The 14,124-nt window shown below is 39.6% G+C and carries 10 protein-coding genes; 8 read left to right on the top strand and 2 right to left on the bottom strand.

Annotated features, from left to right (window positions below; translation table 11 throughout):
- Window positions 1-376 precede the first annotated feature (376 nt).
- The 5 genes from U1E44_RS10740 to U1E44_RS10720 all read left to right on the top strand — a co-directional run bounded on the left by U1E44_RS10740 (window position 377) and on the right by U1E44_RS10720 (window position 9,126).
- Entirely contained in the window at window positions 377-700 is a 324-nt protein-coding gene (locus tag U1E44_RS10740) for a helix-turn-helix transcriptional regulator (RefSeq protein ID WP_322931086.1), read from the top strand.
- A gap of 167 nt (window positions 701-867) precedes the next feature.
- Window positions 868-3,720 carry a TonB-dependent receptor gene (locus U1E44_RS10735; protein ID WP_322931085.1) on the top strand — a complete coding sequence of 951 codons (2,853 nt, stop codon included), beginning with the start codon at window positions 868-870 and terminating at the stop codon, window positions 3,718-3,720.
- A gap of 77 nt (window positions 3,721-3,797) precedes the next feature.
- Entirely contained in the window at window positions 3,798-4,811 is a 1,014-nt protein-coding gene (locus tag U1E44_RS10730; RefSeq protein WP_322931084.1) for a phytase, read from the top strand.
- A gap of 535 nt (window positions 4,812-5,346) precedes the next feature.
- Window positions 5,347-5,928, top strand: coding sequence for a DUF3332 domain-containing protein (locus tag U1E44_RS10725; RefSeq protein WP_322931083.1), 582 nt, complete (start codon window positions 5,347-5,349; stop codon window positions 5,926-5,928).
- Between the two features lie 450 nt (window positions 5,929-6,378).
- Complete coding sequence (locus U1E44_RS10720; protein WP_322931082.1) at window positions 6,379-9,126, top strand: PD-(D/E)XK nuclease family protein; 2,748 nt, start codon at window positions 6,379-6,381, stop codon at window positions 9,124-9,126.
- A 1-nt stretch (window position 9,127) separates the two neighbouring features.
- Here U1E44_RS10720 and U1E44_RS10715 read toward each other — a convergent pair whose 3' ends face one another.
- On the bottom strand, window positions 9,128-9,838 hold the full coding sequence (locus tag U1E44_RS10715; protein WP_322931081.1) for an SDR family oxidoreductase: 711 nt from the start codon (window positions 9,836-9,838) through the stop codon (window positions 9,128-9,130).
- Between the two features lie 273 nt (window positions 9,839-10,111).
- Here U1E44_RS10715 and U1E44_RS10710 point away from each other — a divergent pair, with 273 nt between their 5' ends.
- The gene (locus tag U1E44_RS10710; RefSeq protein WP_322931080.1) at window positions 10,112-10,576 is read left to right on the top strand and encodes a DinB family protein; all 465 of its coding nucleotides are present in this window, start codon (window positions 10,112-10,114) and stop codon (window positions 10,574-10,576) included.
- Window positions 10,577-10,578: 2 nt separating this feature from the next.
- On the opposite strand, the gene U1E44_RS10705 is transcribed toward U1E44_RS10710, so the two are convergent.
- On the bottom strand, window positions 10,579-11,331 hold the full coding sequence (locus U1E44_RS10705; RefSeq protein WP_322931079.1) for a DUF3298 and DUF4163 domain-containing protein: 753 nt from the start codon (window positions 11,329-11,331) through the stop codon (window positions 10,579-10,581).
- Window positions 11,332-11,421: 90 nt separating this feature from the next.
- Between U1E44_RS10705 and U1E44_RS10700 the strand changes: the two genes are divergently transcribed.
- Together U1E44_RS10700 and gdhA are read left to right on the top strand one after the other, a co-directional pair.
- A complete protein-coding gene (locus tag U1E44_RS10700) occupies window positions 11,422-12,579 on the top strand; it encodes a cystathionine gamma-synthase (protein WP_322931078.1) in 1,158 nt (385 codons plus the stop codon).
- A 100-nt stretch (window positions 12,580-12,679) separates the two neighbouring features.
- Window positions 12,680-14,023, top strand: coding sequence for an NADP-specific glutamate dehydrogenase (gene gdhA, locus U1E44_RS10695; RefSeq protein ID WP_322931077.1), 1,344 nt, complete (start codon window positions 12,680-12,682; stop codon window positions 14,021-14,023).
- Window positions 14,024-14,124: the final 101 nt, after the last annotated feature.

Genomic DNA, 14,124 nt, shown 5'->3' with positions numbered 1-14,124 from the left:
AGAATTTAAATTCTTCATCAAACCTGACCTAAATAATAATTATTTATCGAATTTAGAGGTGTCCTAAAAAAGGGAAGGCTACACTAGGGCGAACCAAAAGTTGTTATGGGTTACGTTGCTTTTCGTTTTACTATTTTCAGTGGGAGCTTATATTTTCAATCAAAAAAAGAAAAAGGCAACTCAAAAGATTCAACTTTACAAAGAAAGGATACTTAAATCAGAGTTAGAAAAAAAGCAAAATGAAGAGAGATCGCTACATCGGGAAATCGATATAAAGGCCACTGCATTATCTAGATATAGCCTTCATTTGTCGCACAAAAACAAGCTTTTATACAATATTGCAAATACCCTGAAAAATATTGCAACCCGGAGGCAAATGGATTATTCGTCTAAGTTAATGAAATTGTCGCAAGAGATATTCGTTAGCTTGGATCAAGAGGACGAGTGGCAGGAGTTTCAAACTTTTTTCGGAGAAATACATCCGGATTTTACAGAAAAACTTTTTTCTTTATCCGGCAATACGCTGTCGACCTCAGAAATGCGATTAGGCATGTTGTTACGATTAAATCTATCTTCAAAGGAAATTGCTTCAATTACTCAAGTAACTCCAGATAGTGTCAGGGTAGCACGGTATCGACTTCGCAGAAAGTTACCCATAGAAACAAAAGAAGAATTGGCAAGCTATTTACTGTCAATTTAGGCTTTCTTTTCCACATGTTTTAGATAACATTTCCAAAAGGTAAATTAATTGTAATTGTTGCCTTGTTGTTTCCTTGTTGTTTTAAAATATTTACGTTTTGTTATCATATAAAAAAGGACGTACTTCTTTGATATTCATAGATTTGAAACAATAAAAATCAAATTATTATGAAACCATTCTATCTTTTAAACGGACTCTTTGTAATGCTGTTTGCACTTATATTCACTACCCAAACCGTAGCACAAACCGGAAACATACAAGGAATTATTTCCGATGAAAATGGCATTGCCGTGCCCGGTGCCAATGTGCTCATCCCTTCTTTAGCAAAAGGAACTATTTCCGACTTTGATGGTCGGTTTACCTTTGTAGGTGTTGAAATAGGCAACCATCTACTTAAAGTATCTTATCTAGGATATTCGGATATAGATCAAGAAATAACCATAACTCAGGGCATTACCAATTTTATACATCTAAATCTTGAACCTCAAAGCCTGAAACTTGCTGGTGTTGAAGTTATAGGATATGGATTTAGCAGCCAAGCTAAGGCATTAAATACACAAAAAAATAACATGAATATTACCAATGTGGTTTCTACGGAGCAGATTGGTAAATTTCCTGATGCGAATATTGGAGATGCCATAAAACGGATTCCTGGCATCACCATGCAGGTCGATCAAGGAGAAGCTAGGAACATCATCGTTCGAGGATTGTCCCCACAACTCAATTCCGTGACGCTAAATGGGAGCAGAATCCCATCGGCTGAAGGCGACAACAGAAATATTCAGATGGATTTGATACCCGCAGATATGATACAATCCATTGAGGTAAGTAAGGCGGTTACCCCAGATAAGGATGCGGATGCCCTTGGTGGCGCAGTAAATTTAATAACACGAACTTCGCCTCAAGGATTCCGTCTTTCGGCTACCGCTGGTTCCGGTATCAACTTTATCACAGACAAACGTATCTTGAATGGCTCCTTTATTTTGGGGGATCGATCTAAGGATGGCAAGTTTGGATGGATGGTCTCTGCTTCGATCAACGATACCGATTTTGGATCGGATAACGTTGAGGCCGAATGGTCTGATGAATTTGCCTTTTTTAACGGTGAGGACGAGGAAGAAATTGAAGTGGAACCCTTTACTAATGTCAACGAAATCCGCACCTATTTAATTCAAAGAGTGCGACGGAGTTTCTCTGCCAATTTTGATTATCAATTGAATAACAACAACAAAATTTATTTTAAAAGCATGTACAACTGGAGGGATGACCGAGAAAACCGTTTTAGGTTGACCCAGGAAATACTAGACGCAGAAGATATCGAACAAGGCGATTTTACCATCACCAATGGCATTCCCACGCGTTTCCCAGTAGAAGTATCTAGAGAAACTAAGGGGGGTATCGATGGAGGGAGAATCGACAACAGAAGATTGGAAGACCAGCGTATGCAGAACTATACTTTGGGTGGCGACCATCTTTTGGGTTCTCTAAAAGTTACTTGGCTAACATCTTATGCCAGAGCATCAGAGGAACGTCTTAACGAACGTTTTGCGAATTTTACGTCTGAGTTTATAATCGATAACGACAACAGTAATCCAAGATTTCCGGCTTTTAGTCCAACGGATTCTGCTAACGAAAGCAATCTTGCTAATTTTGAGTTTGATGAATTAACGGAAGAAAATCAATTTACCGAAGAAGAAGATATCAACTTTTTTGTAGATTTTGAATTGCCTACCAATTTTTTCGGTAATCCGGATGGATTTTTAAAATTCGGAGCCAGAGGACGGTTTAAAAATAAACTTAGAGATAACAACTTCTTTGAGTTTGACGTGGAAGATATAGTTCCCAACTTGGGATCTATTCCAACCAAAGACTATACAGACCCCAACTTTCTTGCAGGAAGCAGATATCGTGCGGGTTCCTTTGCCAGCGAATTATGGTTGGGCAGCCTTGATCTAAGCTCTGGGGGCGAATCTGTTCCGGACGAATTCTTAAGAGACAATTTCGAGGTCTCTGAGGATGTTTGGGCGGGTTACATTATGGCAAATCAGAATCTTACGGACAAATTGGGGGTTCTCTTTGGCATACGTTTGGAAAACACCACTACAAAAGCTACAGGAAACCAAATCGAAGATGAAGATAATATTATTGGGAAAGTCACCGAAGAAAATTCGTATACCAATATTCTTCCCGGTATTCATTTTAAATATGACCTCACGGATCGTACCATTCTTCGGTTAGCATGGACAAATACCTTGGCCAGACCCAATTACGTCGATATTACCCCAACTGTAGACGTTCTCTTAAGCGATGGCGAAATTTTTCAGGGCAACCCCGATTTGGATCCAACTACCTCTATGAACTTCGACATTATGGCCGAACAATATTATGACAATGTAGGCATAATTTCAGGGGGCCTGTTCTATAAAAACATAAAAGATTTTGTCTATACCTTTATTAGTATCACTAACGATGAAAGCTTCGGCCCTGGAACTTCGGGCTTTGAACTTACACGACCTTTAAACGGAGATAATGCAACTATATTCGGTGCAGAATTTTCCTTTCAACGCCAATTGGATTTCTTGCCCGGATTTGCAAGAAATTTCAGTATCTATGCCAACTATACCTTTATTACCTCCAGTGCCAAGGGGATTCGTAATGAAGACGGGGATCTGCGAGACGACTTGGATCTTCCAAATACGGCTCCAAATATGTTCAATGCGTCACTGGGGTATGCAGACAAAAAACTTAGTGCCCGCTTATCCGCCAATTTTTCGGATGCCTATCTCGATGAAATAGGAGGACGACCTTTTGAAGACCGTTTCTATGATCAACAGTTCTTCTTGGATTTAAACGCCTCCTTTGCCCTTTATAAAAATTTTACCTTATACGCCGATCTTAATAATATATCGAACCAGCCATTGCGATTTTATCAGGGGATTCGCTCCAGAACGCAACAGGTTGAGTTCTATGGACGGAGATTAACTTTTGGCTTAAAATATGATCTATTTAATAAACGATAAAAACACCATGACCATATATCGCTACCTTTAACAGCTAATTAGATTAAAAGACTTTAATTAATATAACCCACTTTAAAATGACCCGATGTATCAATTTTGCATTTTTAGTTTCACTTGTCCTTTCTTGTAATCAGAATAAACTCCCGGAAATTTTGCCGGATATAATTACGGAACATACCATTAATGACACAGACGATCCTGCTATTTGGATCAACCGTGAAAACCCCGGTCAAAGTATTGTATTTGGTACGGATAAGGATACCAATGGCGCAATATATGCTTTTGATTTAAATGGAAAAATTTTGGAAACAAAAACCATACGCAATTTGAAACGGCCCAACAACGTGGATATAGAATACGGCTTTAGTTTAAATGATTCTACCTTTGTGGATATTTTGGTCTTTACAGAACGAGAGAAACAACAGATTGGGGTATTTAGTGTTCCCGATATGCAACCTTTGGACAACGGCGGGTTTGCGGTTTTTTCAGATGTGTCCAATATAGATCAAAGACTACCTATGGGGATCGGGCTTTACAAGTCTCCAAAGGATGGCACAATCTACGCCATTGTTAGCCGTAAAACAGGCGCATTAGAGAATTACTTGTATCAGTACGCCTTGAGGGCTGATAGTACCGGAGTTCGTGCAGAATTGGTGAGGAAATTTGGTAAATTTAGCGGTCGTAAAGAAATTGAGGCTATTGCCGTAGATGATGCTAACAGTATTGTGTATTATGCAGATGAAGGTGCGTGCATCAGAAAATATTATGCTGAACCAGCTATGGGCAACGCCGAACTTAATTGTTTTGGGGGCGCTTACTTTTTGGAAGATATTGAAGGTATCGCAATTGCAACCTACCACGATGGTGCAGGATATCTGATTGTTTCAGATCAACAAAGGGGACAATTCAACGTCTTTTCAAAAGAAGACAATCGTTTTATTAAAGCTTTAAATTTAGGCACTGTGGCAACAGATGGTTGCGAAGTAGTTACCTTTTCGTTGGGAGAAAATTTCCCAAACGGACTCTTCGTAGCAATGAACGATGAAAAAAACTTTTATTTTTACGATCTAGCCAAACTCCATTTGGAGTAGAGTTGTTTTTCAGTAGTAGCAAACGACTATACAATGCTTAAATAACAATTACATTTGTGCCTGATTTGGAATTAGAAAATCTATTGTATGCTAGAGGAGTATCAAATTAAACATTTCCTATAAGTATTGGCTGAAACCAAAGCGTTATTATTGTTTTTCGATAATAAGGGGGCTTATATATTGCTATTTTGACCCACATAAAAAAGCTATAGTTACTAGTGCGGGTAGGAGTTCCTAACAATATAATTACCAAAGGATCCTCTAATTAACTGGTTGTCCCCAGACTTGAAATAAATGAAACAGCCCGGATTACAGCCATACAACCTCCCCGACAATTAATGCTCTTGTGAATCGCTACTTGATTCTCTCATGGGCATTACGTCCCTTTTCTAGAAAAACAATTTTTGGGTCGCAACCACAAAAAATGGAATTCAGATTTCCACTAAATATATCTGTATTTTAAATGCTTATTTTGTAATAAACTCTCACAAATTTTTATTAGCTTACTTGCTTAACTATTTAAACACTATACATTATGAGAAAATTGATTTTTTGCACGGTTTTATCCCTGTCGGTACTTTGCAGCAGTTGCCTAGGATCCTTTAATGCGGTCTCCGGATTAAAGGCTTGGAACGACGATGTAAGCGACAGTAAGTTTGTGAATAACGCCTTGTTTTGGGGATTAAATATTATTCCGGTGTACGGGCTTTTCGTGTTGGGCGATGCGTTAATTTTTAATGTGATCGAGTTTTGGTCCGGAGCTAATCCTATTGCCATGGAGGAGGGAGATCAGGAAACTCAAATTGTAAAAAGAGATGGAAACACCTACAAAATGGTAGCATCCTTAAATCAAATGGAAATTACGGCCATAAAAGGGCCAAAAAAAGGCAATACATTACGCTTAGAGTACACCCCGGAAGACGCTTCATGGAGTGCCATTAAACCGGATGGCGAGCGTATAAAACTGGCTTCTTTTGAAGATGGTTTTTATATGGTATATCTGCCCAGTGGCCCAATTAAAATAGACGCTTTAGAATCTCAAAGTGAAGGATTAACATTGATTCAAGAAAAAGTGGTATGCCATTCTTTGGAAGGTCTCATGGCAGAAGTGAACTAAAACGTACAGCACATGCCATTAGAATCCCATAAAATCTTAATTGATTTTATGGGATTCTTTTTGGGTGCTATGCACACCCTATACAAATAAGGTGCACGTAGGGGAACAAGCCTGCCCAAAGGGTCGTGTCCTTATAGCTGAGGAATTTTCTTAGAATAGTTAACACCATTTGAAAAGGGAAAAAAACGAAAATCCAGATGAAGTGTGCCAGACAGAAAGCATGCGATTATAGCGCGATGGCCTATATGCTGTGGCGATATCCCTATGGTTTCAAGGTAAAAAGGTTAACCCTATGTGGCTTTTTATGTGTGAAGAAGAACGCAGTTATACAATTATTGCGTAACCCACTTTAAGAAAACCGCCTTACACCTAAGTACATACGGTGATGTGAAAGGACCACAAAGTATATTGATTTTTTACTTACTTTGTCTTCTACTTTAATTTTTGGCAATGCACACTTTTTTAGAAGAGGTAGTACACAAACTTTTTCATAAGCACGGTTCTTTTGATGATATTGTTTTTGTATTGCCTAGCAAGCGTGCAGGCACTTTTCTTAAAAATTACCTTTCGGAAAAAGTGGAAGTTCCCTTTTTTGCTCCGCCTACCTATAGTATTGAAACTTTTGTAGAGGAAATCGCCGGTATTACTTATGCCTCGCATACCGACCAACTTTTTCAATTATATGCCTCCTATTTAGAAGGGAATCCCAAAAAGGTGGATAGTTTTACAGAATTTTCCAAATGGGCAACCACAATACTTTCAGATTTTAATGAAATAGACCGGTATTTGATACACACAGGACGGTTATTTTCTTACTTATCAGACATTCAAGAAATAAATCATTGGTTTTTAGCAACAGAAAGAACGCCCCTAATGTCGGCCTATGTTCACTTTTGGAACTCACTAGAAACCTTATATGAAAATTTTAACGCATCCTTATTGCAGAAAGGGATGGGCCATCAAGGTCTGGTATATAGAGAGGCAGCTAAAAAATGTACCGAATATGTAACGCAAAATAGCACCAAAAAGTTTGTATTCATTGGGTTTAATGCGCTTAATTCGGCCGAAAAAAAAATTATACAGGAATTTTTAAAATCCTCATCAAATGAGATTTATTGGGATATTGACCCCTATTTTCTAAATGATTTTCGTCATGATGCGGGTTATTTTATACGGCAATACGCCAAAGAATGGGCAACAATAGGGGTATTAGAGTCTATTAACAAAAAAAGCACCTACCTATCTGAGAAACATATCCAAATTATTGGGGTTCCCAAGCATATTTCACAAGCAAAATACGTGGGCAGTATTTTGAAGAATTTGGCCTCCTCACATCCGGAAAGACTAAAGCAAACCGCTGTAGTATTAGGAGACGAAACCTTACTAAATCCGGTATTGCACGCCGTTCCGGAATCTATTACCCATGTAAATATAACCATGGGCTATCCACTTCGTCAAAGTAGTTTGGCAGGACTGTTTACACAATTGTTAGAGATGCACCGGAATCGATCCGAAAGGGGGTGGCACCACAGAAGTGTGTTGTTGCTTTTGGCGAATCCATTTATTAAAATGCTGTTTCAGAACCACGAAGGGGAACCTTCTTTAAGAGATGAAATTAATGCCCAGAATTGGCTCTATATTAACAAGGAGCAACTAAAGACAAAATGGGCTAAAAATGCTGAGATTTTGGATATTTTGTTTTTAGACAAATTGCCCAATGCAACACAATTTTTAACCCAATGCATCGTCGTAATTCAACAACTAAAGAAGCGATTTACCCCTAATGTGCATGCCAAGGAATTGGAACAGCTATACCGATTTCACAGTATCTTTCAAGTATTGCTACAAATGGTGAGTACCTACCATTTTATTCACGATTTAGGGTCAGTGGAAAGTTTGTACAAAGAATTGTTGGCAAAAGAGATGCTCGATTTTCAAGGCGAACCCTTGCAAGGATTACAGATTATGGGAATGTTAGAGAGTAGGAATTTAGATTTTGAGACCGTCATTATCACATCGGTTAACGAAGGTATTCTTCCTTCCGGAAAAACAAATAATTCATTTATTCCTTTTGATGTAAAGAGGGCCTTTGGTCTTCCGACGTATAAGGAGAAAGATGCGGTGTACACCTATCATTTTTATCACCTCTTGCAGCGCGCAAAACATATTTACGTTTTATACAACACGGAGCCCGATGTATTAGAAGGAAGAGAAAAAAGTAGATTAATACAACAATTAGTGGCCGATGAGCACATATCGGGGAAGATTACAGAGATAATTGCTACACCCGAGATACCTTCGGAGACACCGGCTCTAGAAATCATTGCGAAAGATGACGCATTGATGCAGCGGATAAAGGAAACTGCCGAAAATGGGTTTTCACCAAGCTCGCTGAGTAATTACATTAGAAATCCAATAGATTTTTATAAGCAGTCGATTTTAAAAATTAAGGATACTGTTGAAGTAGAGGAAACACTGGCGTATAACACCTTTGGCACCGTAGTACACGATGCGCTAGAAGAACTTTATCGGCCTCTACTGGGGCAAAGGCTTACTCCGGAATTGCTAAATGAAAGAGTACCGGCTATTTCGGGTGTTGTTAAAACACAATTCAACAAAAAATATTCTGACACAGCAATTTCCCAAGGCAAGAACTTAATCGCCTATAACGTGGTAGTTCGCTATATCGAAAATTTTATAAACCTTGAGATTTCGGAATGTAAGACAAAAGAAATTGTAGTACTGGCATTAGAAGAAAAACGCGCCGTAACGCTGGATTTTCCGGAGTTGAACTTTCCGGTAGTACTTCATGGCAAGCTAGATCGCATCGACAGAATCAATGGAAAACTACGAATTATAGATTATAAAACCGGAACGGTCGCTGCTACCCAAGTAGAAATTGTAGATTGGCCGGAGATTGTGGCAAGTTACGATCAATCCAAAGCGTTTCAGTTGCTTTGTTACGCTTATATGTACAGTACTTCTTTTACGGCAAGGGAGATGGAAGCAGGCATCATTGCTTTTAAAAACCTAAAATCGAGTCCGTTTATGTTTGCTACGAAACCAAAAAAGGGAAGTAGGACTAAAGATCATACCATTAACGAACAAACACTGCAACAATTTTATGTACAGTTAAAGGCCTTGATTCTCGAAATATGCAATCCCCAAATTCCGTTTACCGAGAAAGAGGTGACATAGCTTATTTTTTGTCCGGACGGGTTGGGCGAACTTCAATTTTACTCGGTAAGGTTCTCGGATTCATTTGGAGTAAATCTAACACCAATTCGCCAATATCTTCCGGTTGAATTTTCCAGTGATCTGCATCAGAAGGCTCATGACCTGCAAAATAAGACGCCACAGATCCAGGCATAATGGTAGACACTTTAATATCGTATTTTCGAAGATCTAACATGGCAGCTTGTGTAAACCCTACGACACCGAATTTGGATGCATTATAACCCGAACCGTTCTGAAAAAAATTGGTGCCGGCCAAACTGGCCAATGAAATAAAATAACCTTGCGATGTTTTTAAAGCTTCAACAGCCGATTTAAGGGTATAGAAAACCCCGGTTAAATTCGTGTTTATCATATCGTGCCATTGCCCCTCTGTAAGCTCATCTACAGCCGCAAAATGTCCAACACCAGCATTGGCCAAAACAGCATCAAGTTGCCCCCATTGGTTCAAAATTGCCTTTACAGCGGCGATTTCATCACCCAAAACAGTAACATCAGAGACCAAAGGAAGTATATTTTCACCACCGCCTAATGCCTTGGCAGCTTTGGAAATGGTCTCTTGGTTTCGGCCACTAATGGCCACTTTCATGCCGGCATCTAGTAGCGATTTCGCTACACCAAATCCAATCCCCATGGAGCCTCCGGTAATATAGGCTACTTTTCCTTTTACATCCATAATTATCTAAATTTTAGGTGAAATTAGCGGGATAAATGCAAATTTAAAAGTATAAATCGTTATTGTTTTCCTAAATTGTAAGGAGGCTATTGTTTTGATTGTTGGTACAGGGAGGCTAGATCAATTCGGACTATGTGCTAAAAAGATTTTGATCTATTCCTACTATATTTTGGGTGCAATTCCCTTGGCCGTACCTAGCTCTTAGTGCAAATTTTATACTGTTTTAAATGCTCATGAAGAACTTTTAAGTTTATTTTTATAAAAATTAGATTTGTGGAAAAAATAATAGAGATCACCTTAAAAAATCGGAGTCGCTTCGCACAGGTACTACAGGAAACCCCCAAAGCACAACTCCTTGAAATTCCGGAAGGTTTTAACAACAGTATTTTATGGAATGTAGCTCATTTGGTAGTTGTACAACAATTGTTGGTCTATACCCGCAGCAAACTCCAAACCAAGATTAGCGATGAATTGATACAAATGTATCGGGGAGGTACCTTCCCTGCCGATACGGTATCGGATGCCGAACTACAACTAATAACCCATTTGTTGTTAGATACCATAGTGCAAACTCAGAAAGACTATCGAAAAGGTATTTTTACGGTCTATCAGGAATTTACAACCATGTCAGGAGCCATTCTCAAAGACGTGGACGATGCCATTGCGTTTAACCTTTTTCACGAAGGGCTGCATTGGGGTGCCGTTTTGGCGTTACAAAAAAAAGTGCGCAAGGCTTAGGTTTATTCTTGTACTAAGGGCAGGCTAAGATAAGGTTGCACTTCCTTGTAGGGAAGCACCAACGAAACAGGGCCGTCTGCGTAAGAAGCAATTTCATATTGTTCGTAAATAAGTTGTATGCCTTTTTTAGTATACCCTATGGTTTCGGGAAGGTAAAAGGTAGCTTCTTCAAACATAAATCCGGTACTGTTTATGGAGGCTCCGGCAGGAATACCCTCTTGCAATCGAAATTTTTGTTCTACATAGCTCAGAAAGCCTTCACTTTCCTTAAAAAGTTCCCAAGTGCTCAATTGAACCCCCTTTTTTTTGTCGAAATTTAAAAAACGTGTAGTCGATTGTCCATGGGCACCTCCCGTAAAGAGGTACGCATCTATTTTAATGGAAAGCACGTTCTGATCTTCATAACTAGGCGTGCTCACTATTTGCGCCTCCCAACCTAAAGATTCATCGGGATACATTTTTTTCAATTCCAAAAAACCGTTTTTAAAAGAGGCCATGGCTTCTTCTGGCGTTCTAATGCCTAAGGAATCGTCATAAATCAATTCTAAAATTACAGCTTGTGTAACCGCTTCGTTAATAAGATTCCCGAGTTCTGAATCTTCCACTACCTGAGGCATTTCTATAAAGATGGATGGGCAATGCTGGCAGGGCTCTGTTTGGTACGTTTTGGTCGTAAACGAAAGCTGCTTTTTTTCGTCGCTACCACAGCTGGCAAGAAGGCCCACTATCAAAATAAAAATGCCCAAATACTTCATATTATTCGTGTTAAAATTCGTTGTGCAAAGGTAGGCTTTCATTGGTATCTCCAAAAGATAACGATACATTTGTAGGCGAAAGTGCTAAGCATGGAAAAAAGGAATCTAAAATTTAACAGTAAGACCATACACGGGGGTCAGGCGCCCGATAAGGCCTACGGAGCCGTTATGCCACCCATTTATCAAACATCTACCTACGCACAAACCACCCCGGGAAAGCACCAAGGCTACGAGTATTCCCGCAGTGCGAATCCGACTCGAACAGCGCTGGAAAATGCTTTGGCAAGCATAGAGAATGGTAACTATGGTCTGGCATTTGCCAGCGGTCTTGCGGCCATAGATGCAGTGATTAAACTACTCTCGCCGGGTGATGAGGTAGTTTCTACCAACGATTTGTATGGGGGTAGCTACCGATTGTTCAAGCAAATTTTTGAAAAATACGGTATTATATTTCATTTCGTCGGCATGCAAGACATCCGCAGTATAGAAAGTTATGTAAACCAGCGTACGAAACTTATATGGGTAGAAACACCTACCAATCCTATGATGAATATCATCGATATTGAAGCCGTAGCTGCAATAGCCAAACACCACCGCCTACTTTTAGCGGTAGATAATACCTTTGCGACGCCTTTTTTGCAAACACCCTTAGATTTGGGTGCCGATATTGTGATGCATTCAGCAACGAAATATTTGGGAGGTCATAGCGACGTGGTATTGGGCGCATTGGTGGTAAAGGACAAGATTTTAGCCGATAAATTATATTTTATTCAAAATGCCAGTGGTGCAGTCTGTGGCCCAATGGACAGTTTTTTGGTACTACGCGGTATAAAGACATTGCATGTGCGCATGCAACGGCATTGCGAAAATGGAAATGCCATTGCCCATTATTTAAGAAATCACCCTAAAATCGAAAAGGTATATTGGCCCGGATTTCAGGATCATCCTAATTACGAGGTGGCAAAAAGGCAAATGAAAGATTTTGGAGGAATGATTTCTTTTGTCCCTAAAGGAGCCAATTTCGCAAATGCTATAGCCATTGTAGAACACCTAAAGCTATTTACCTTAGCGGAATCTTTAGGTGGCGTAGAAAGTTTGGCAGGACATCCGGCGAGTATGACTCACGCCAGTATCCCCAAAGAAGAACGAGTAAAAAGTGGCGTGGTAGATGCCTTAATTCGTTTAAGTGTAGGTATTGAAGATGAGACCGATCTTATTGCCGACTTAGCACAGGCTATTGGCAAATAATTAGATCTAATTTAAGGTGAAAACCTGTTCGCATAGGTAAAATAACATAATTTTACCGTTATGTTAAAATATTTTAAATTTCATCAATATTTGAATGTTTATGGAAGCAGAGATTAATGCATTTATGGAAAAGGTGAAGGTTCGTAATGGACATGAACCCGAATTTATCCAAGCAGTTCATGAGGTGGCCGAAACGGTAATACCTTATATTGTTAAGCACAAAATATATAAGGGCAAAAATATTTTGTCGCGTATGGTAGAGCCAGAACGTTTAATTTCGTTTCGGATCTGTTGGGTTGCAGATAACGGAGAAATTCAGGTAAACAGAGGCTACCGCATTCAAATGAACTCTGCCATTGGCCCCTACAAAGGAGGTTTGCGTTTTCACCCATCCGTAAATGCCAGCATTTTAAAATTTTTAGCTTTTGAACAGGTGTTTAAAAACAGCCTAACGACGCTGCCAATGGGAGGTGGCAAAGGAGGCGCTGATTTTGATCCCAAAGGCAAATCCGACGATGAAATCATGCGATTTTGCCATGCGTTTATGATAGAGTTATGCCGGCATATTGGCCCTAATACCGATGTGCCAGCCGGAGATATCGGCGTGGGCGCTCGGGAAATAGGGTATCTTTTTGGGATGTATAAAAAAATACGAAATGAATTTACCGGGGTGCTTACCGGAAAAGGCTTGTCCTGGGGTGGTTCATTGATTAGGCCCGAAGCTACAGGATACGGTACTGTTTATTTTGCGCAAAGCATGCTAGAAACCAAAAAACAGGAGTTATCAGGAAAACAGGTGGTTATTTCAGGATCCGGAAATGTTGCCCAATACGCGGCCGAAAAAGCACTTCAATTAGGAGCCAACGTACTTACAATGTCAGATTCTGAAGGCTATGTGTACGATAAGGAAGGTATTGATGAAAAAAAACTAAGCTTTGTAATGGATCTAAAAAACAATAAACGAGGTCGAATTTCAGAGTATATTAAAAAATATCCCTCGGCAACCTTCCACAAAGGCCAAACACCTTGGAGTATTCCTTGCGATATAGCCCTGCCCTGTGCTACCCAGAACGAATTAGATGGGGAAGGCGCAAAACAATTGATTAAAAATGGATGTATGTGTGTGGCAGAAGGAGCCAATATGCCGGCTACTCCAGAAGCCATACATGAATTTCATCACGCTAAAATACTGTTCTCGCCGGGCAAAGCTTCAAATGCTGGAGGTGTAGCCACTTCGGGTTTGGAAATGTCCCAAAATTCCTTGCGTATTAGTTGGACAAGGGAAGAGGTAGATGAACGATTAAAGGGGATTATGGAAGATATTCACAATTCTTGCATAACGTATGGTAAAGAAAAGGATGGGTATTGCAATTATGTCAAAGGTGCTAATATTGCGGGTTTTGTGAAGGTGGCCGATGCCATGTTGGCACAGGGCATTATTTAACTTAGCCGTTGTGAATTTTGATTATTTAGTGCTTATTTGATACTAAAATCTTCATTAGTTGCCCCGAACCTGAAGGAAGTAATGAAGGTTTCTTCGATGTG

It is taken from the genome of Aurantibrevibacter litoralis (genome assembly GCF_034651555.1).
Classification (GTDB): domain Bacteria; phylum Bacteroidota; class Bacteroidia; order Flavobacteriales; family Flavobacteriaceae; genus Aurantibrevibacter; species Aurantibrevibacter litoralis.
Note: the sequence above shows the minus strand (reverse complement) of the source record. Positions and strands in the feature narration are given on the sequence as shown.

Bases quoted from the DNA above. Each gene is read 5' to 3' on its own strand.
- U1E44_RS10740 (WP_322931086.1), top strand. From the start codon at position 377: ATGGATTATTCGTCTAAGTTAATGAAATTGTCGCAAGAGATATTCGTT.
- U1E44_RS10735 (WP_322931085.1), top strand. From the start codon at position 868: ATGAAACCATTCTATCTTTTAAACGGACTCTTTGTAATGCTGTTTGCA.
- U1E44_RS10730 (WP_322931084.1), top strand. From the start codon at position 3,798: ATGACCCGATGTATCAATTTTGCATTTTTAGTTTCACTTGTCCTTTCT.
- U1E44_RS10725 (WP_322931083.1), top strand. From the start codon at position 5,347: ATGAGAAAATTGATTTTTTGCACGGTTTTATCCCTGTCGGTACTTTGC.
- U1E44_RS10720 (WP_322931082.1), top strand. From the start codon at position 6,379: ATGCACACTTTTTTAGAAGAGGTAGTACACAAACTTTTTCATAAGCAC.
- U1E44_RS10715 (WP_322931081.1), bottom strand. From the start codon at position 9,838: ATGGATGTAAAAGGAAAAGTAGCCTATATTACCGGAGGCTCCATGGGG.
- U1E44_RS10705 (WP_322931079.1), bottom strand. From the start codon at position 11,331: ATGAAGTATTTGGGCATTTTTATTTTGATAGTGGGCCTTCTTGCCAGC.
- U1E44_RS10700 (WP_322931078.1), top strand. From the start codon at position 11,422: ATGGAAAAAAGGAATCTAAAATTTAACAGTAAGACCATACACGGGGGT.
- gdhA (WP_322931077.1), top strand. From the start codon at position 12,680: ATGGAAGCAGAGATTAATGCATTTATGGAAAAGGTGAAGGTTCGTAAT.